Origin of the sequence: Microbacterium deminutum (assembly GCF_039530205.1) — a bacterium.
GTDB classification, from domain to species: domain Bacteria; phylum Actinomycetota; class Actinomycetes; order Actinomycetales; family Microbacteriaceae; genus Microbacterium; species Microbacterium deminutum.
In genome coordinates this window covers 661422-679528 of sequence record NZ_BAAAOG010000002.1, presented here as the reverse complement: position 1 = coordinate 679528, position 18107 = coordinate 661422, and the positions used below count along the sequence as shown (strand labels likewise).

Here is an 18107-nt window from a genome sequence, read left to right as displayed (position 1 = left end):
CGAGGACCGCTCTAGACCACGCGCTGCGCGGGCGAGACGGTGTAGGTGTCCTCGGCGTCGGTGTTCGGGACGTCCCCCAGCGCCTCGTCGATCGCCGTCATGGTGTCGGCGTCGAGCTTGACGCCGGATGCCTTCACCGTGTCGGCGAGCTGCTCGGGCCGCGAGGCGCCCACGAGGGCGGAGGCGACGTTCGGGTTCTGCAGCACCCACGCGATGGCGAGCTGCGGCATCGTGAGCCCGGCCTGCTCTGCGATCGGCTTCAGCCGCTGGACCGCTTCGAGCACGTCGTCGCGCAGGAAGCCCTTGATGAAGTTCGCGCCGCTCTTCTCGTCGGTCGCGCGGGAGCCCTCCGGCACCGGCTGGCCGGGAAGGTACTTGCCCGACAGCACGCCCTGGGCCATCGGCGACCAGACGATCTGCGAGATGCCGAGCTCCTGCGAGGCCGGAACCACCTTGCCCTCGATGACGCGCCACAGCATCGAGTACTGCGGCTGGTTCGAGATGAGCTGGATGCCGTAGCTCTTGGCGAGCGCGTGGCCCTCGCGCAGCTGCTCTGCCGTCCACTCGGAGACGCCGATGTAGAGCGCCTTGCCCTGCCGGACGATGTCGCTGAAGGCCTGGAAGGTCTCCTCGATGGGAGTCTCGTGGTCGTACCGGTGCGCCTGGTAGAGGTCTACGTAGTCGGTGCCGAGCCGGCTCAGCGATCCGTTGATGGACTCCATGATGTGCTTGCGGCTGAGACCGGTGTCGTTGGCGCCGCGCGGCCCGGTCGGCCAGTACACCTTCGTGAAGATCTCGAGCGACTCGCGCCGCTGCCCCGACAGCGCCTTGCCGAGCACGGCCTCGGCCGCCGTGTTCGCGTAGACGTCCGCGGTGTCGAAGGTGGTGATGCCGGCATCCAGCGCCGCATGGACCGTGGCGATCGCCGCCGAGTCGTCCACCTGCGAGCCGTGCGTCACCCAGTTGCCGTAGGTGATCTCCGAGACCTTGAGACCGCTGTTGCCGAGAAATCGATAGTTGACCATCCCTCAACGCTAGCGGGGCGACGGGAAGCCCCGGCGCAGGGGGTCAGGACTCGAGCGGTGTGGAAGCGGCGACCGCCTCGTCCTCTGCTGTCGTGGCGAGCTGGCCGCAGGCGCCGTCGATCTCCTTGCCGCGGGTATCGCGGAGGGTGGTCGGGATGCCGGCGGCGTTGAGCCTGCGCACGAACTCGTTCTGCACCGGCACCTCGGAGGCCGTCCAGATCGAGCCCGGCGTCGGGTTCAGCGGGATCGGGTTCACGTGCACCCAGCCGCGGCCGCGTGCGTTGAGCTTGTCTGCCAGCAGGTCGGCACGCCAGGCGTGATCGTTCATGTCCTTGATGAGCGCGTACTCGATGGAGACGCGTCGGCCGGTCCTGTCGAAGTAGCCCCGGGCGGCATCGAGTGCCTCGTCGACCTTCCAGCGGGAATTGACGGGGATGAGCTCATCGCGCAGCTGGTCGTCGGGCGCGTGCAGCGAGAGCGCGAAGGTGACCGGGATGTCCTCTCCGGCGAGCTTGGTGATCGCCGGCACCAGACCGACGGTCGAGACCGTGATGCCGCGGGCGCTCATGCCGAGGCCGTGCTCCTTGTCGGTCATCACCCGCACGGCCTGCATGACCCGCGCGTAGTTGGCGAGCGGCTCCCCCATGCCCATGAAGACGATGTTCGAGACCCGCTCGGCGGACAGACCGGGCTCATGCGCTCGGCGCAGCGTCCTGCCACCCAGGCCGCCGTCGGCGATGAGGCGGTTCGCGCGGACGATCTGCTCGATGATCTCGGCCGCCGACATGTTCCGGGTGAGTCCGGCCTGCCCGGTGGCGCAGAACGGGCAGTTCATGCCGCATCCCGCCTGCGACGACACGCACAGCGTGATCCGGCCCGGGTAGCGCATCAGGACGGACTCCACGAGTGCGCCGTCATGCAGCTTCCACAGGAACTTGATGGTGTCGCCGCGGTCTGTCTCGAGGCGGCGCACCTCGGTCAGCAGCGGCGGGAGCATGCCGTGGACCAGCTCTTCGCGGCCCTCGGCCGGAAGGTCCGTCATCTGCGCCGGATCGTGGGTCCAGTGCGTGAAGTAGTGGTTCTCGAGCTGCTTCGCCCGGAACCCGGGAAGCCCGAGCTCCTTGATGCGGGCGACCCGCTCGTCAGGTGTGAGGTCGGCGAGGTGCACGGGCGGCTTGCCGCGCTTCGGACTCGCGAACTGCAGGAGCGGTCGCCCCTCGGCATCCTTCTTCTGCTTCCATCCCTCGGTCGCGGGCCGCACCTGGCGGACGCGCGGAGCGTCAGGAGGCGTGGTCATGACTTCAGGGTAGCCTCCGCGGCGCAGACCACCCCGACGCCACTTGGCGAGGCGTAGCGTGATGGCCGGAGGGTGAGGAGATGGATGCCGCGACCCGGGCCGAGCTGAGCGCACTGCGCCGACGGGCTTACGGCCCCGGCGCAGACATCCACGAGGACCCGCCCGCGCTCGCGCGCCTCGTGGAACTCGAGGATCTCGCGCTCGCCGAAGACTCGCGCGCAGTCCCCGCCCCACCCGCCGCCGATCCGGAGCCGCCGAGCATAGCCCGCCCGGAGCCGCCCAACACCGCCGCCCCGAGTCCGCGGCACCGCTCGACGGCGTTGCGCGGCTCGGTCATCGCGGCCGTGACGGCCGGTGTGGCGATCGTGATCACGATCGCGCTCACGACGCCGCGTGCCGAGCCCTCCGCAGACGCCACGCCCACCGTGACCGCAGCAGCGGGCTACGCCTACGGCGGAGACCCCGACGCCACCACGCTCAGGACCTTCTCGCTGAGTGGATCCTCTGCTTCGCACACCGACTGGCCCGTCGACGGCGGCGGGCGACCGGCGTTTCCGCAGACGACGACCATCCGGTGGGCGACGGATATCGGCACGTACTACGGGTGGCATGTCTGGGTGGCGCAGGGGTACGAGGGAGCGCAAGACCAGTTCTGCATCCTCATCGAGCGCGCCGCCGACGTTCGCACTCGATGTGTGAAGGCCGCCGATCGAGTGCAGGGCACGCTCAGCGTGTCGCTCACTGCCGCCGACATCGACCCGAACGAGCGCCCTGGAGAGATGTCCGCCAGTGAGAGCATCGGCTTCTGGTGGCTCGAGCAGAACCGGGTGGAGGCCGTCCTGGGCAGGTTCGAATCCGGGTGAGCGCGGAGGCCCGCCGGCTGGGCACTATGGTTTCGATGTGGTTCCGATCGACAACCTCCTCGCCTTCACGCTTGCCGCGCTCGTGCTGATCGTCATCCCCGGACCGAGCGTGCTGTTCACGATCGGGCGGGCGCTCGCGCTCGGCCGCATCGGGGGCCTCCTGAGCGTCCTCGGCAACGCACTCGGCCTGCTGCCCGTGATCGCGCTCGTGGCGCTGGGCGTCGGGGGGATCGTCGCGAACTCGATCGTGCTCTTCACGATGGTGAAGATCGCGGGCGCGCTGTACCTGATGTACCTCGGCATTCAGGCGATCCGCCACCGCCGGCAGTCGGCCGAGGCCGCCACGTCCGCCGCGGCGCCGCGATCGGCGTGGCGCCAGCTCGGCGAGGGCTTCATCGTCGGAATCACCAACCCGAAGACCATCGCGTTCTTCGTCGCAGTGCTGCCCCAGTTCGTGGACCTGGATGCCGGAGCCGTGCCCCTTCAGATGATCCAGCTGGGGCTCGTCTTCTTCGTCATCGCGCTGCTGTCCGACGGCACGTGGGCGCTCATCGCCGCGGGAGCCCGCTCGTGGTTCGGCAGGTCGCCGAAGCGCATCGAGCGGCTGACGGCGACCGGCGGCGGCCTCATGATCGGGCTCGGCGGCATCCTGCTGCTCACCGGCAACAAGCACTGAGGGGCGTCACTCCAGGAAGATGTCGGGGAACAGCTCCTCGTCGGGGGTGCCCGGCACGGCCGCATAGCCCGAGAAGTCGGTGATGCCGGCATCCGCCAGCACGTCCTCGACGATGAGCGTCTGCCCCGTGTATTCGCCCGCCGGCTGGATGAGCACCTGGTACGCGGCGTCGGCGTAGATCTCGGGCGTGCGGCTGACCTTCATCATGGCGTCGCCGCCGAGCGCGAACTGCACCGCCGCCGTCGCGATGGTCGTCCGCGGCCACAGCGTGTTCGCGGCGATCCCCGCCTTCCTGAATTCGGCGGCGAGGCCCAGCGTCGCCATCGTCATGCCGTACTTGGCGAGCGTGTACCCGGTATGCGCGCCGAGCCACTTGGGCGAGAGGTTGAGCGGCGGCGAGAGGGACAGGATGTGAGGGTTGTCGGCATCCCGCAGGATCGGCACCGCGGCCCGGCTCAGCATGAAGGTGCCGCGGACGTTCACGTCCTGCATGAGGTCGTACTTCTTCGCCTGCAGGTCGAGCGAGCGCGACAGGTCGATGACGCTCGCGTTGTTCACGACGATGTCGATGCCGCCGAACTCGCCCTCGGTCTTGAGGACCGCCTCGGTGACGTCGTCGTCGTTGCGCACGTCTCCGACGATCGGCAGGGCGTTGCCGCCGGCCGCGCGGATCTGCTCGGCCGCAGAGTGCACGGTGCCCTCGAGTTTGGGATGCGGGGTGTCGGTCTTGGCCAGCAGCGCGATGTTCGCGCCATCCCGCGCCGCGCGCAGCGCGATGGCCAGGCCGATGCCGCGGCTGCCGCCCGACATGAGGATCGTCCTGCCCTCGAGCGAGCCGTGGGTGCCCGAGCTCGTCATGCGTTCTCCTTCGCGGATGTCTGCTTGCGGGATGCCGCGGCGAAGGCCGCCACGCGCATCCTCGCCTCATCGGTGTCGAAGCGGGCGCCGATCGTGGCCGCCTCGTCGTCGAGGTTCTCGGGGAGCGTCCGACCTGCCCCGACGCGCACGAGTCGCTTGGCCTGGCCGAACGCCGCGGTCGCGTTGTCGAGCCAGAAGCGTGCCACCTCCTCGGCGCGCCCGGCGACCTCGTCGCGCGGCAGCACCTCGGCGACGAGCCCCCAGTCCAGGGCCTCCTCGGCCGAGAGCGTGCGATCCTGCAGCAGCAGCTGCAGTGCCCGGCGCTGTCCGATCGCCGCCGGCAGCAGCGTCGTGACGCCGAGATCGGGCGTGAGGCCGATGTTGGCGTACCTGCTGACGAACTTGGCGGTGTCGGCGGCGACGATGTAGTCCGCGGTCAGCATGAGGCCGAGGCCGCCGCCCGCCACGGCGCCCTGCACCGCGGCGACGATCGGCTTGTCCGACAGGGCGAACGTGCGGATGCCGTCGTGGATGGTGTGCGCGGCACCCGTGACGTCGGCGCCGGTCGCCTGCGATGTCGCCATCGCGATGACGTCGCCGCCGGCGCAGAACGCCGGGCCGGCGGCATCCAGGATCACGGCGCCCACCGTCGGGTCGCTCGTGATCTCGTGCGCCACATCGCGCCAGCGCCCGCCCATCTCGAAGTCCATGGCGTTGAGGAACGCAGGCCGGTTGAACGTGACGCGGGCGAGGCCGCCCTCCACGGTGACGAGGATCGAGTCGCTGCTCATCGGGTTCCTTCCTTCTATGCCGGCCGGATCGCCCGGTTGCGGCTCACTTCGGTGCCATCCGGATGGCACCGTCGAGCCGGATCGTCTCGCCGTTGAGATAGCCGTTGTCGATGATCGCCATCACGAGTCGCGCGTATTCGTCGGGCCGCCCGAGGCGCTGCGGGTAGGGCACCTGCTGGCCGAGGGAGTCCTGCGCCGCCTGCGGGAGGCCCATCAGCATCGGCGTCTCCATGATCCCCGGGGCGATCGTCAGCACCCGGATGCCGTAACGGGCGAGCTCGCGGGCGATCGGAAGGGTCATGGCGTGCACGCCGCCCTTGCTCGCGGAGTACGCGGGCTGGCCGATCTGCCCGTCGAAAGCGGCCACACTGGCCGTGTTGACGATCACTCCGCGATCGCCGTCGTCGGTCTGATCGGTGCGGGCCATCACGGCCGAAGCCTGGCCGATGACATTGTAGGTGCCGATGAGGTTGACCCTGATGATCCTCTCGAAGCCGTCGAGCGGGGTCGGGGTGCCGTCGCGGTCGAGCACCTTGGCCGGAGGTGCGATCCCCGCGCAATTCACCACGACGCGGAGGGGTCCGGATGCCGCGGCCGTGCCGACGGCCGCCGCGACCTGCTGGGGATCGGTGACATCGGCCGGCGCGAAGCTGCCGCCGACCTCTGCCGCGATGTCGGCGCCCGCGGATCCGGGCAGGTCGACGATCGTGACCGCAGCGCCCGCCGCCGTGAGCCGGCGGACCGTAGCCAGTCCGAGGCCGCTCGCGCCGCCCGTGACCAGCGCAGAGGCACCCGTGAGCTCCATGGTTCTCCTTCGAACGGTCGAGGGCACCACCCACGCGGGCAGGTGTCCTCACTCAGGCTAGACGCTCGCGAGGGCGGGTGAGGTGTTGGATGGGGGCATGGAGCTGCGCCTCAAGCGGGTCTACGACGACCCCTCCGCCGATGACGGCTGGCGGGTGCTGGTCGACCGGCTGTGGCCGCGCGGGCTCACCCGGCAACGCGCGGCGCTCGACGAATGGGCGAAGGAGGTCGCCCCCTCGGCGGAGCTCCGCAAGGCCTGGCACACGGCCGAGCCCGCGGCATGGGACGCCTACGCCGACGACTACCGCGCGGAGCTCGCCGGGCCTTCGGCCGCGGCGCTGGCGGAACTGCGCGACGAGCTGTCCCGTCATCCGCTCGTCACGCTGGTGTTCGCCGCGCACGATCCCGCGCGCAACCACGTCGTCGTGCTGAGGGAAGCGCTCGAGGGCTGAGGTGTCGATCCCCGTCGACCCCGTCGCCGTGCCGGATCGCGTTGTCGCGCTCGCCGGCGGAGCGGGCCTCGAGCCGGTGTGGCGAAACGACTACGGCGGGCTCACCTTCCGCACCGGCGACTCGAGGTACATCAAGTTCGCGCCGCGCAACGAGGAGTCGACGTTCGCCGGCGAGGCGACCCGCCTGCAGTGGGCCGGCCGATACGTGCGGGTGCCGCCGGTGCTCGAGGTGGGCGGTGATGACACCCACGAGTGGCTCGTGACGAAGGCACTGCCGGGTGAGAGCGCTGTGGCACCGCGGTGGATCGCCGCACCGTCGACCGCCGTACGCGCGGTGGGCGAGGGCCTTCGGGCGCTCCACGACGCGCTCCCCGTCACGGACTGCCCCTTCGACTGGGGCGTCGCGTCGCGGATCGCGAGCGCCGCGCGACGCGACATCCGGGTCGCCGACGCGCTGCGTGAGCCGCCTCCGATCGACCGGTTCGTCGTCTGCCATGCGGATGCCTGCTGCCCCAACACGCTGCTGGACGACGACGGTCGATGGACCGCCCATGTGGATCTGGGTCTGCTCGGAACCGGCGACCGGTGGGCCGACATCGCGGTCGCGTCCATGAGCACCGAGTGGAACTACGGACCCGGATGGGAGGATGCTCTCATCGAGGCGTACGGCGTCGAGCCGGATCGCGAGCGCCTCTCGTATTACCGGGAGCTCTGGAACGCGACATGACCGATCGAACCGACATCACCGGCACTGTGACCGACATCGGCGGCACGCCCAATCTCGTGCTCACGCGCACCTTCGCTGCGCCCGCACCCGAGGTCTGGCGCGAACTGACCGAGTCCGCCCGCCTGGCACGCTGGATCGGGCGGTGGGAGGGCGACCCGAAGAGCGGGCATGTCGCGTTCTACATGACCGCAGAGGATGCCGAGGCACCCGCCGAGGAGTACACGATCGTGGAATGCGACCCGCCCCGGAAGTTCGCGGGCGACACGTCGGCCGCCGGCGGCGGGTGGCACCTCTGGTTCGAACTCGTGCCGAAGGGCGAAGTGACGACGCTCATGTTCGGGCAGCGGCTGAACCCCGGAGAGGATGTCGGCTCGATCGGCCCCGGCTGGGAGTACTACCTCGACCGGCTGGTCGCCGCGCACCTCGGGAAGGATGTCGCGGCGATCGCGTGGGACGACTACTTCCCCGCGATGCAGCCCGCGTACGAGCGGCTCGTCGCCGGGGGCTGATCCGCGCTCGGCGCCGCCGGGGGCGCTATTGCGGAGCCAAAATGCCGCGAGGACAATGACCCCTGGGAGTCGCAGGCCGGAGGCACGGTCTCCGGAGAGGGGGCCATCATCAGCGGGCGCGGCCAGCGAGTCAGCGAGGAGGAGTTCGAACGCCTCCAGCGCGACCACGCGGACGCCACCGAGCAGTTCGCGGCGATGAATGAGGTGCTCGTCGCGCTGGGCAGATCCTCGTCCGACCCCGATGCCGTCCTCGACACGATCGTGGAGAGCGTCCGGCGGCTCTGCCGCTGTGAGGCGTCCGGCATCTTCCTCATCGATGGCGACCACCTTGTCATGTCGTCCTCGGTCGGCTTCTCGGCCGAGTACTTGAGCCATGTGGGCCAGCACCCGTTCCAGCTCGACCGCGCGTCGATGGTGGGACGCGTCGCACAGGACGGGCTCATCCAGCAGGTTCCCGACGTCCTCGCCGATCCCGAGTACGGGCGGCACGACGTCCAGAGGATCCTGGGGTTCAGAACCTCGCTGGCGGCCCCGATGCTGCTGGACGGCGAGGTCGTCGGCGTGCTCTCGCTGGTCCGCACCGCGGTGGACCCGTTCGACGACAGGGTCATCTCGCTCGTGGGAGGGTTCGCCGCGCAGGCCGCGGTCGTGGTCCGAAACGTGCACCTCGTGCGGGCCCTCGAAGAGCGCGGTGTGGAGCTCGCTCGACGGGTGGAGCAGCTCGAGGCCCTGAGCGAGGTCGGCGGGGTCATCAGCTCGAGCCTGGTCCTCGACGAAGTCCTCTCGCACATCATCATGAACGCCGTGCGCTTCTCGGGCTGCGACGGCGGATCCATCATGGAGTACGTCGAGGAGGAGCGTTCCTTCTCGGTGAGGAGCGCGTACGCCAGCAGCGCCGCCCTGCTCGCACGTCTGCGGCAGATCAAGGTCGAGCTCGAGAGCACGCTGGTGGGTCGATCGGCGTTGGAGGGCCATCCGATCGCCGTGTCCGACCTCGACACCGTCGACCTCGACCCGCACCTGCGGCTGCTCCGCGACGACGGCTGGCGGTCGGTGCTCGCCGTCCCCGTGCTGCGCGGTGAACGGATCATCGGCGCGCTCGTCGTCAGGCGCAGGACGCCGGGCGAATTCTCGCAGGAGACCATCGACTTCCTCGAGACCTTCGCGAGCCAGTCGGCGCTGGCCGTATGGAACGCTCGGCTGTTCCGCGAACTCGAGACGAAGACCGCCGAGCTGCAGGTGGCGAGCCAGCACAAGTCGGAGTTCCTCGCGAGCATGTCGCACGAGCTCCGCACGCCGCTCAACGCCGTCATCGGCTTCTCGGAGGTGCTGCTGCAGCGGATGTTCGGAGAGCTGAACGAGCGGCAGGACGAGTACCTGCGCGACATCCTCAGCTCCGGCAAGCACCTGCTGCAGCTGCTGAACGACATCCTCGATCTCTCCAAGGTCGAGGCCGGTCGCATGCAGCTGGAGCCGTCGAGCTTCGACCTGCGCAGCGCACTCGAGTACGCGATCTCGATGGTGCGCGAGCGCGCGATCGATCACCGGATAGAGGTCACCCTCGAGGTCGAGCCCGGGCTGGAGACCCTCGAGTCCGACGAGCTCCGGTTCCGGCAGGTCCTCCTCAACCTGCTCAGCAACGCGGTGAAGTTCACACCGGACGGCGGGCGGGTATCCGTGACGGCCCGGAGACACGGCGATGACCTGGCGGTGACCGTTACCGACAACGGGATCGGGATACCGCTCGAGGACCGGGAGCGCATCTTCGAGTCCTTTCAGCAGGGTCGTCGCGGCACCCAGAGCGAGGAGGGCACCGGTCTCGGGCTGACCCTGTGCCGGCGGATCGTGGCGCTGCTCGGCGGCACGATGTGGCTCGAGACCGAAGTGGGTGCGGGCAGCACGTTCGGCTTCACCGTGCCGATGGGCGGCGCCGTCGACGACCTTCCGTCGAGGATGGATGCCGCCGCCAGCCTCCCGATCATCGTCGTCGTCGACGACGACCGGGCTTCGCTCGACCTCATGACGGCGTACCTCGACGGGCTCGGCATCCAGGTGGTGCTCGCGAAGGACGGCCGCGAGGGACTCGCCCTCATCCGCGCGCTGACACCCGCGGCGGTCGTGCTCGACATCCGTCTGCCGGAAGTGGACGGCTGGGAGGTGCTGACGACCATCCGCACCGAGACGGCAACACGGGGGGTGCCGGTGATCATCGCGTCGATCCTCGACGAGCGCTCGCGCGGGCTCTCGCTCGGGGCGGCCGAGTACCTCATCAAGCCCATCGGGCGCGAAGCGCTTCTCGATGCACTGCGAAAGGTGGGCGCGGTGCGCTCGCAGTCGGTCTCCGCGTCCCCGCACGAAATCGATCAGCCGCACGGAGTCGGCTGATGACCGGCCGGCGGATCCTCGTCGTGGAGGACAACCCGCTCAACCAGAAGCTCGTCCGCGATGTGCTGACCGCGAGCGGATACCAGGTGCTGGTGGCCGGAACCGGCGAGGAGGGCGTGCGTCTCGCCGCAGCCGAGGCACCCGACCTGATCCTGATGGACATCCAGCTGCCCGGCATCGACGGCTATGAGGCCCTGCGTCTGCTGCGACAGATGCCCCAGCTCGCCGGCCTTCCGGTGGTCGCCGTCACCGCCTTCGCGATGCCCGAGGACCGGGAGCGCGCCACCCGAGAGGGGTTCGACGGATATCTGGGCAAGCCGATCAGCGTGTCGGCGCTGCCGTCACAGGTCGATGAGTTCCTGAGCGGCCGGGGCGCCGATGTCAGCTGAGACCGTGACGATCCTCGCCGTGGATGATCTGCCCCAGAATCTGCGGCTCCTCGACGCCGTGCTCGGTGCGCGGGGGTATCGCGTGCTGACGGCCGCTTCCGGCGAGGAGGCGATCCGGATGCTGCCGACCTCGGGGGCGGATCTCGTGCTGCTCGACGTCGTGATGCCGGGGATCGACGGGTATGAGGTGTGCCGGCGCATCCGGGCCACCCCGGGCTTCGAGTTCCTGCCGGTCGTGATGATCACCGCGAGCGGCGAGCAGGAGAAGCTCCGCGCCATCGAGGCGGGGGCCGACGACTTCGTGACGAAGCCGTTCAACCAGGGCGAACTGCTCGCTCGCGTGGCCTCCCTCGCGCGGGTCAAGCGCTACCAGGACACCATCGAGCGGCAGCGGGCGGAACTGGCGCAGTGGAATCTCGACCTCGAGGCTCGCGTCGAGGCCCAGGTCGCGGAACTCCAGCAGGTCAACAGGCTCCGCCGATTCCTCTCACCACAGCTCGTGGACCTCGTCATCGATTCGGGCGACGAAGGCTTCCTGCGCAGCCATCGGCGCGAGATCGTGGTCGTGTTCTGCGATCTGCGCGGCTTCACCTCGTTCGCCGAGGCGAGCGAGCCCGAAGAGGTGATGGGCGTGCTCGCGGAGTATCACGCCGCCCTCGGCGAGCTGATCTACCGCTTCGAGGGAACGCTCGAGCGCTTCACCGGCGATGGGCTCATGGTGTTCTTCAACGACCCGCTGCCGTGCGACGACGCCGCCGAACGAGCCGTCTCGATGGCGGTGGCGATGCGCGATCGCGTGATCGAACTCGCGGCGGAGTGGAGTCGGCGCGGCAACGACCTCGGATTCGGCATCGGCATCGCGCAGGGTTTCGCGACGCTCGGCCGCATCGGATTCGAAGGCCGATTCGACTATGCCGCGATCGGCAGCGTCACGAATCTCGCCGCGCGACTGTGCGCCGCCGCCGGATCGTGGCAGATCCTCGTGGCGCAGCGTGTCTTCTCGGCGGCCGAGGGCCTGGCGGTCGGCCGCTCCGTCGGAGAACTCGAGCTGCGCGGTTTCAGCCGGCCGATCCGCGCCTTCGACGTCACCGGAATGATCAGTCGAACGGGAGGGTGAAGGCATGACCACACTCGAGACCAGGGGAGCGCCTGGCGCAGTGGAAACGCTCGCAGACCTCGACGAGGACGCCCGCAACCTCAGGTTCCAGCGGCTGCAGAAGCGGATGGGTGCGGTCTGGGACTCGATGAAGCTGGACCTCGATGACGAGTCCGTGGTGGTGATCCCCTCGGTCAGCCTGAACCTCACGACGGCGGGCAGCGGCAGCATGATGCAGGCCATGGAGGAGCGGTTCCTCTTCCTCCTGCTCCTGCTCCGCCAGCCGCGGCTGCGGATGATCTATGTCACCTCCATGCCGATCGATCCCCGGATCATCGAGTACTACCTGGCGCTCCTGCCGGGTGTCATCCCGAGCCACGCGCTCGCGAGGCTGTCGACGCTCTCGGTGGGTGACATCTCACCGCGGCCGTTGAGCCAGAAGCTGCTGGAACGCCCTCGGCTGCTGGCGAAGATCGCCGGGATGATCCCGAACCGGGCGCGAAGCCACCTCATCCACTACAACACCACCGAGCTCGAACGAGACATCGCCTTGACCCTGGGCATCCCCATGTACGGCGCCGATCCTCGCCTCGCCGAGCTCGGCAGCAAGACCGGCTGCCGTCGCCTTTTCAGTGAGGTCGGAGTGCGCCATCCGCTCGGGTTCGAGAACCTGCACACACTCGAAGAGGTGGCCAGCGCGGCAGGCGACATCCTCCTTACCCGCCCCACCGTCCGACAGGTCATCGTCAAGCTCAATGAGGGGGTCTCCGGGTCGGGCAACGCCCTGGTCGACCTCGGCAGCATCACGTCTCTGCCGGAGTCCGAACGGCCCGCCGAGATTCTGCAACGGGTGCTGCGGATGCGGCTGGAGTCGCCGAAGGTGCCGTTCGATGAATACGTCGCCAAACTTCAGTCGGACGGCGGCATCGTCGAGGAGCGCATCGTCGGCGAGGAGGTGCTCAGTCCGAGCGTGCAGATGCGCATCCGCCCGGACGGCAGTGTCGAACTCCTGTCGACCCACGATCAGCTGCTCGGCGGCGCCACCGGGCAGAGCTATCTGGGCTGCACCTTTCCCGCCGATCCGGCATACTCGCGACTCATCAGCGAGCCGGCGATGGCGATCGGCGAGCGACTGGCCACGCAGGGAGTCCTCGGCCGCTTCGCGGTCGACTTCATCGTGGTGCGGGACAGCGCCGGCGCGTGGTCCGAGTACGCGATCGAATTGAACCTGCGCAAGGGCGGCACGACCCATCCGTTCCTGACCCTGCAATTCCTGACCGACGGCAGGTACGACCCCGAGACGGGCCGATTCCTCACCCCGGACGGGGCCGTCAAGCACCTCGCGGCCACCGATCACCTCGAGGCCGACGCGCTGCGGGCGATCTCGGTCGGCGACCTGTTCGATGTGGTGGCACGACACGGTCTGCACTTCGACCAGTCCAGGCAGGTGGGCATCGTGTTCCACATGATCAGCTCGATAACCGAGCACGGTCGGGTGGGGATGACGGCGGTCGGCGATACGGCTGCGCAGGCGATGCAGCTGTACGGCCGGGCCCAAGAGGTGCTGCTCGCGGAAGCCCGCCGGGCCGGTGAGGAGCGCGCGCTCCCCGAGTGACGGGGGGGCGCGCGGCCTGCCGGCGGCGATGACCGAACCGCGGATCAGCCCGGGCCGAGGATGAAGTTCCACGTGCCGGCGACGAGCGCCGCAGCGGACGCGACCACGGCGATCGCGAGACCCACCGCCATCAGCGCCCACTCGGCGCCGCCGAAGCGCGATTCGCGCGCCCACGTGCGGTCGCCCGGCGCGCCGAACCCGCGCGCCTCCATCGCCGTGGCGAGCTTCGATCCACGGCGGATCGAGAGCACCAGCAGCGCGAACGCCATCCCGAGGAAGCGCCGCAGCCGGCCGCGATCGGCGATGCCCCGCGCCCGGCGCGCGAGCTCCAGTGCGCGCCAGTCGTCGAGGAAGAGCCCCACCATCCTCAGTCCGGCGAGCGCCCCGAGCACGAACCGGGCCGGGAGCCGCAGCACCTGCCCGAGTCCGTCGGCGAGATCGGTGGGATCGACCGTCGCGAACAGCACGACCGACGGCAGCGCGATCGCGAGCACGCGAAGCGTCGTCGCGAGCGCGAGCACGAGCGAGCCCTCACTGACCTCCACGAACAGCCACTCCAGGTAGACCTGCCCGCTCGTGCGGCCGTAGAGCGCGATCGTCAGGCCGGTGAGCGGCGCGAGCGCCCAGACGATCCAGGTGCGCGCCCAGAACTCGCGCCAGCCGAGCCCCGCCAACGGCATGAGCAGCAGTTCGAGGGCCAGGGCGACCGACGCCGAGACCACGTCGAGCGTCAGCACGAGCGGGATCGTGATGACGGTCGCCGCGCCGAGCTTCGCGACGGGGTTGATCCGCGACATCCGTCCCGTGCGCGCATGGCTGTCGAGGAGGGTCATCGCACGTCCTGCGGCAGCTCGGCGGGGCCCAGTGCGAAACGGTCGGCGTGCAGCGCCTCGACGACGTGCTGATCGTGCGTGATCACGACGATCGCCGAGCCGTCATCGCGCAGGCGCGCGAGCATCGCCACGAGCTCGGACCAGGTGCGGGCGTCCTGGCCGAACGTCGGCTCGTCCAGGACGAGCACCCGCGGAGCCGTGGCGAGGGCGGCCGCGACGGTGAGCCGGCGCTTCTCGCCCCCGGACAGTGTGTACGGATTCGCGCGCGCGAGCGGCTCGAGCCGCAGCCGGTCCAGCAGCTCGGCCACGCGCCGCGAGGTCTCGGCGCCGCCGAGTCCCAGCGCACGCGGCCCGACCTCGAGCTCCTCCCGCACCGTCTTGGCGAGCAGCTGATGCTCGGGATCCTGGAACACCGTCCCGATGCGGGTCAGCAGCTGGCGCGAGGCCCACCGGATCGGCCGGGAGCCGGCATCCCCGGCGAGCTCGGGAGCGGCGGTGAGGGTGCCGGATGCCGGAGCCAGGAGCCCCGCGAGCGTCAGGCCGAGCGTGGACTTGCCGGCTCCGTTGGGCCCGGTGATCGCCAGCGCCGCACCGGCACGCACCCCCAGGTCGATGCCGGTGGCGACGGGGTGCCCGGCCACGCGCTGCACCGACATCGTCTCGGCCGAGAGCAGCGTCCCGCCGGGCGCCCGGACGGGCGCCGGTGGACGGACGGGCGGGATGCCGGGAACCCAGACGCCTCGCGCGGCGAGCGCCGCGCCTTCGCGGCCCAGCACCGACTCCGGCGGGCCGTCGGCGACCACGCCGCCGTCGCCCAGCACGATCACGCGCGAGATGATCGGCAGCCACACCTCGACCCGGTGCTCGACGACCACGAACGTCGCGGGCTGCGCGTCGAGGAGTCCGCGAACGGCATCCCGCACTTCGTCCACGCCCGTGGGATCGAGGTTCGCAGTGGGCTCGTCGAGCAGGATCAGGCCGGGCTTCATGGCGAGCACCCCGGCGAGCGCGAGGCGCTGCCTCTGGCCGCCCGACAGGGCCTTGGTCTGCCGATCGAGCGGGATGCCGAGTCCGACCGCGTCGAGCGCGCGCGTCACGCGCGGCCAGATCTCGGCTCGAGGGACGCCGAGGTTCTCGCAGCCGAACGCGACGTCGTCGCCCACGCGGGCGAGGATCGTCTGCGCGTCCGGGTCCTGCAGGACGAGCCCCGCACGGCCCCGCGCCTGCGCGGCCGGAACGCCGTCGATCAGCAGCGACCCGGCGTGCTCGCCCTCGTCCTCGCCGCCGAGCACGCCCGCGAGGCCGTGGAGCAGGGTCGACTTGCCCGAACCCGACGCCCCGAGCAGCAGCACCCGTTCCCCCGGCTCGATGCGGAACGAGGCATCCCGGATCGCCCACGCATGCCGAGACGCGTGACGCCATCCCCAGCCTCGCGCCTCGACCGACGCCGGCCTCGACATCACGGCAGTCATCGGATCAGACGCGCGCGCGGGCTTCGCGTCCCGAGGCGAACCGGTCGAGCGCCCCGGTCGCCGCAAGACCGCGCACCAGCAGCCACGACAGCCCACCGGCGATGACCGCACCCGAGAGCGAGGTGGTGATGAAGTAGACGATCATGAACGGAATGTCTGCGCCGACGTACCAGACCACCCTGTTGTTGATCCCGCCCGCGATCGCAGCGCCGACGCCGGCGAGGATCGCCACGGGCAGCGACCAGCGACGGTAGAAGAAGAGCAGGAAGACGAGCTCGGCCCCGATGCCCTGCACGAGCCCCGCCTCGAGGGTGAGGAACGCGCCCCACGTGTTGCCGACGAGCGTGAGCGCCGACACGGCCGCCGCGATGAGCTCGGTGTAGAGGGCGGCGCCGGGCTTGCGGATGATCAGGGCGCCGAGCACGCCGGCGAACAGCCACGGGCCGTCGAACAGACCCTGCACACCGGGCAGCAGCGAACTGAGGAAGGTGCTCGGCCCGAGGTACGCGATGTTCCACAACAGGAAGATCAACCCCGACGCGACGCCGATGACGCTGGCGACGACGATGTCCACGACCCGCCAGCGGAAGCTGCGCGAGATCGGGGCTGCCGATCGCGAAGGGGACGCGGTTTCCGACGCGGAAACGCCCATGATGGCTCCTCCCTGCGCTGGCATGACCCAGATCAGGTTCGACGGTCGAAGCGTGGATCGCTTCCTCTCAGCCCGGCTCACCGGACTCCCGTGGTTATGCCGATGAGTATAGCGCGGCGACGGCGTTGTACCTTTAGCGGGTGAACTTGGACGACGGGCCTGCGCAGACGCGGCGCGCCCTGCGCCAACGCCCGCAGGAGTCGATGGATGCCGCGGGCGGCATCCCCGCATCGGACAACGTCCTGACCCTGGAGCCTGAGCCGGAATCCCCGGCACCGGCGGCGGAACCCGCTGCCGAGCAGTCCCCCGAGTCACGTCAGCGCATCGCCCTCTCGTGGGTCGACGAGGCGTCCATCGCCCGATCGCCCGGAGCGGTCGAGGATCTCTCCACCGCCGCCACGCCGTTCGTCCCGGTGGGGGTCGGCCTCCTCGCAGACGCGCCGCGACGCTCGCCGCTGCGAGCAGGCGTCATCGTCCCGACCCTGGTCCTGGCGGGACTCGTCGGTGCCTACTCCGCGACGACCCTGCTCTGGCCGTTGACCGCCGTCACCCCCACGATCACTGCGCTCCAGGTGCAGCCGGCCGCGGCGCTGGCGGCGAAGCTCGCCTGGCCCGCCGCCGGCAGCGCGGCGGTATCGGTCGCGGGCATCGCCGGGGACGCGGCATCCACTCCCGCCATGAGCTCGATCGCGAGCATCACCAAGCTCGTCACCGCGCTGGTGGTGCTCGACCAGATGCCGCTCGCCGTCGGCGAGCAGGGCCCGCAGTTCCGGTTCCGCTACGCGGACGAGCTGGCGTACTGGAACGCCCTCTCCGGCGGCGAGTCCGCGCTCGACGTGCCCGTGGGCGGAACCCTGTCCGAGTACCAGCTGCTGCAGGGGATGCTCATCGGGTCCGCGGGCAATTACGCCGAGCGGCTGGCCGGCGATCTCTGGCCGTCGGATGCCGTCTACGCGAGCGCCGCGAACGCCTGGCTGCGCGCACACGGTGTCGACGGCGTCACGGTCGTGGAGCCGACCGGCATGGACCGCGGCAACCTCGCGAGCCCGGACGCGCTCATCGCCCTCGCGAAGAAGGCGCTGGCGAATCCGGTCATCGCCGAGATCGTCGCTCAGAAGTCGGTGGACCTGCCGGGCGCCGGCCACGTGGTCAACACCAACGGCCTCCTCGCCGACCCGGGTGTGGTCGGCATCAAGACCGGCACCCTCGTGGCATGGAACCTGCTGTCGGCCAAGGACGTGAAGATCGGCGACACGACCGTCCGACTTTACGCGTCGGTGCTCGATCAGCCGAGCGATGCCTCGCGCATCGCCGCCTCGCGCGCCTTGTACAAGGAGCTCGAGGCGGAGCTGCAGCCGAAGCCTTCGGTGACGGCCGGCACGACGACCGGCATCGTCGAGACCGCCTGGGGTGAGCCGGTGGACGTCGTCACGACTTCGGACGCCTCGGTGATCCTGTGGAACGGCGGCGCCGGCACGGTGTCCACCTCGTACTCGCTCGGAGACCACCGCGAGAAGGGGGACGTCGTCGGCTCCCTCTCGGTGCACGGCCCGCTGAATGCCGCCACGGTCGACCTGCGGCTGGCCCACGATGTCGAGGGTCCGACCGCGTGGTGGCGGCTCACGCATCCGCTGGACCTCTTCGGCGTCAACGGCTGACCGGC

18 protein-coding genes and 1 riboswitch are annotated in these 18107 nt (G+C 70.1%); of the genes, 10 read left to right on the top strand and 8 right to left on the bottom strand.

Annotated features, from left to right (window positions below; all coding sequences use genetic code 11):
• Window positions 1-11: 11 nt before the first annotated feature.
• Both ABD212_RS09420 and rlmN read right to left on the bottom strand, forming a co-directional pair.
• Window positions 12-1025: an aldo/keto reductase family protein gene (locus ABD212_RS09420; RefSeq protein WP_344093740.1), complete on the bottom strand. Its 1014-nt coding sequence runs from the start codon at window positions 1023-1025 to the stop codon at window positions 12-14.
• A gap of 43 nt (window positions 1026-1068) precedes the next feature.
• Window positions 1069-2322 (bottom strand): dual-specificity RNA methyltransferase RlmN, encoded by a 1254-nt coding sequence (gene rlmN / locus ABD212_RS09415; protein WP_344093739.1) that lies wholly within the window; start codon window positions 2320-2322, stop codon window positions 1069-1071.
• Between the two features lie 80 nt (window positions 2323-2402).
• On the opposite strand from rlmN, the gene ABD212_RS09410 reads away from it, so the two are divergent.
• Complete coding sequence (locus tag ABD212_RS09410; RefSeq protein ID WP_344093737.1) at window positions 2403-3185, top strand: hypothetical protein; 783 nt, start codon at window positions 2403-2405, stop codon at window positions 3183-3185.
• Between the two features lie 37 nt (window positions 3186-3222).
• Entirely contained in the window at window positions 3223-3861 is a 639-nt protein-coding gene (locus ABD212_RS09405) for a LysE family translocator (protein ID WP_344093735.1), read from the top strand.
• A gap of 6 nt (window positions 3862-3867) precedes the next feature.
• Here the strand turns inward: ABD212_RS09405 and ABD212_RS09400 are convergent, their stop codons facing one another.
• From ABD212_RS09400 to ABD212_RS09390, 3 genes are read right to left on the bottom strand one after another with little or no spacing between them, the layout of a single operon-like run.
• Window positions 3868-4719: an SDR family oxidoreductase gene (locus tag ABD212_RS09400; RefSeq protein ID WP_344093733.1), complete on the bottom strand. Its 852-nt coding sequence runs from the start codon at window positions 4717-4719 to the stop codon at window positions 3868-3870.
• Window positions 4716-5510: an enoyl-CoA hydratase/isomerase family protein gene (locus ABD212_RS09395; RefSeq protein ID WP_344093731.1), complete on the bottom strand. Its 795-nt coding sequence runs from the start codon at window positions 5508-5510 to the stop codon at window positions 4716-4718. Before ABD212_RS09395 ends, ABD212_RS09400 begins: the two co-directional genes overlap by 4 nt.
• A gap of 43 nt (window positions 5511-5553) precedes the next feature.
• On the bottom strand, window positions 5554-6315 hold the full coding sequence (locus ABD212_RS09390) for an SDR family NAD(P)-dependent oxidoreductase (RefSeq protein WP_344093728.1): 762 nt from the start codon (window positions 6313-6315) through the stop codon (window positions 5554-5556).
• Between the two features lie 97 nt (window positions 6316-6412).
• On the opposite strand from ABD212_RS09390, the gene ABD212_RS09385 reads away from it, so the two are divergent.
• The 7 genes from ABD212_RS09385 (at window position 6413) to ABD212_RS09355 (ending at window position 13487) form a co-directional block, all read left to right on the top strand.
• Entirely contained in the window at window positions 6413-6766 is a 354-nt protein-coding gene (locus tag ABD212_RS09385; RefSeq protein ID WP_344093725.1) for a DUF488 domain-containing protein, read from the top strand.
• A 1-nt stretch (window position 6767) separates the two neighbouring features.
• Window positions 6768-7493 (top strand): phosphotransferase, encoded by a 726-nt coding sequence (locus tag ABD212_RS09380; RefSeq protein ID WP_344093723.1) that lies wholly within the window; start codon window positions 6768-6770, stop codon window positions 7491-7493.
• The gene (locus tag ABD212_RS09375) at window positions 7490-8002 is read left to right on the top strand and encodes an SRPBCC domain-containing protein (RefSeq protein ID WP_344093721.1); all 513 of its coding nucleotides are present in this window, start codon (window positions 7490-7492) and stop codon (window positions 8000-8002) included. Before ABD212_RS09380 ends, ABD212_RS09375 begins: the two co-directional genes overlap by 4 nt.
• A gap of 195 nt (window positions 8003-8197) precedes the next feature.
• Window positions 8198-10387, top strand: coding sequence for a GAF domain-containing protein (locus tag ABD212_RS09370; protein WP_344093719.1), 2190 nt, complete (start codon window positions 8198-8200; stop codon window positions 10385-10387).
• Window positions 10387-10776 carry a response regulator gene (locus ABD212_RS09365; RefSeq protein ID WP_344093717.1) on the top strand — a complete coding sequence of 130 codons (390 nt, stop codon included), beginning with the start codon at window positions 10387-10389 and terminating at the stop codon, window positions 10774-10776. Before ABD212_RS09370 ends, ABD212_RS09365 begins: the two co-directional genes overlap by 1 nt.
• Window positions 10766-11893, top strand: a complete 1128-nt coding sequence (locus tag ABD212_RS09360) for an adenylate/guanylate cyclase domain-containing protein (RefSeq protein WP_344093715.1) — start codon at window positions 10766-10768, stop codon at window positions 11891-11893. The genes ABD212_RS09365 and ABD212_RS09360 overlap by 11 nt, the downstream gene beginning before the upstream one ends.
• 4 nt (window positions 11894-11897) lie before the next feature.
• The gene (locus tag ABD212_RS09355) at window positions 11898-13487 is read left to right on the top strand and encodes a peptide ligase PGM1-related protein (RefSeq protein WP_344093713.1); all 1590 of its coding nucleotides are present in this window, start codon (window positions 11898-11900) and stop codon (window positions 13485-13487) included.
• Window positions 13488-13531: 44 nt separating this feature from the next.
• Here the strand turns inward: ABD212_RS09355 and ABD212_RS09350 are convergent, their stop codons facing one another.
• The 3 genes from ABD212_RS09350 to ABD212_RS09340 form a co-directional block, all read right to left on the bottom strand.
• On the bottom strand, window positions 13532-14320 hold the full coding sequence (locus ABD212_RS09350; RefSeq protein WP_344093711.1) for an energy-coupling factor transporter transmembrane component T family protein: 789 nt from the start codon (window positions 14318-14320) through the stop codon (window positions 13532-13534).
• A complete protein-coding gene (locus ABD212_RS09345) occupies window positions 14317-15792 on the bottom strand; it encodes an ABC transporter ATP-binding protein (protein WP_344093708.1) in 1476 nt (491 codons plus the stop codon). The genes ABD212_RS09350 and ABD212_RS09345 overlap by 4 nt, the downstream gene beginning before the upstream one ends.
• 4 nt (window positions 15793-15796) lie before the next feature.
• Window positions 15797-16444 (bottom strand): ECF transporter S component, encoded by a 648-nt coding sequence (locus ABD212_RS09340; protein WP_344093705.1) that lies wholly within the window; start codon window positions 16442-16444, stop codon window positions 15797-15799.
• A riboswitch (TPP riboswitch) is annotated at window positions 16437-16546 on the bottom strand. Its footprint overlaps the gene before it by 8 nt.
• A gap of 38 nt (window positions 16547-16584) precedes the next feature.
• On the opposite strand from ABD212_RS09340, the gene ABD212_RS09335 reads away from it, so the two are divergent.
• A complete protein-coding gene (locus ABD212_RS09335; RefSeq protein ID WP_344093703.1) occupies window positions 16585-18102 on the top strand; it encodes a D-alanyl-D-alanine carboxypeptidase family protein in 1518 nt (505 codons plus the stop codon).
• The last annotated feature ends 5 nt before the right edge of the window (window positions 18103-18107 follow it).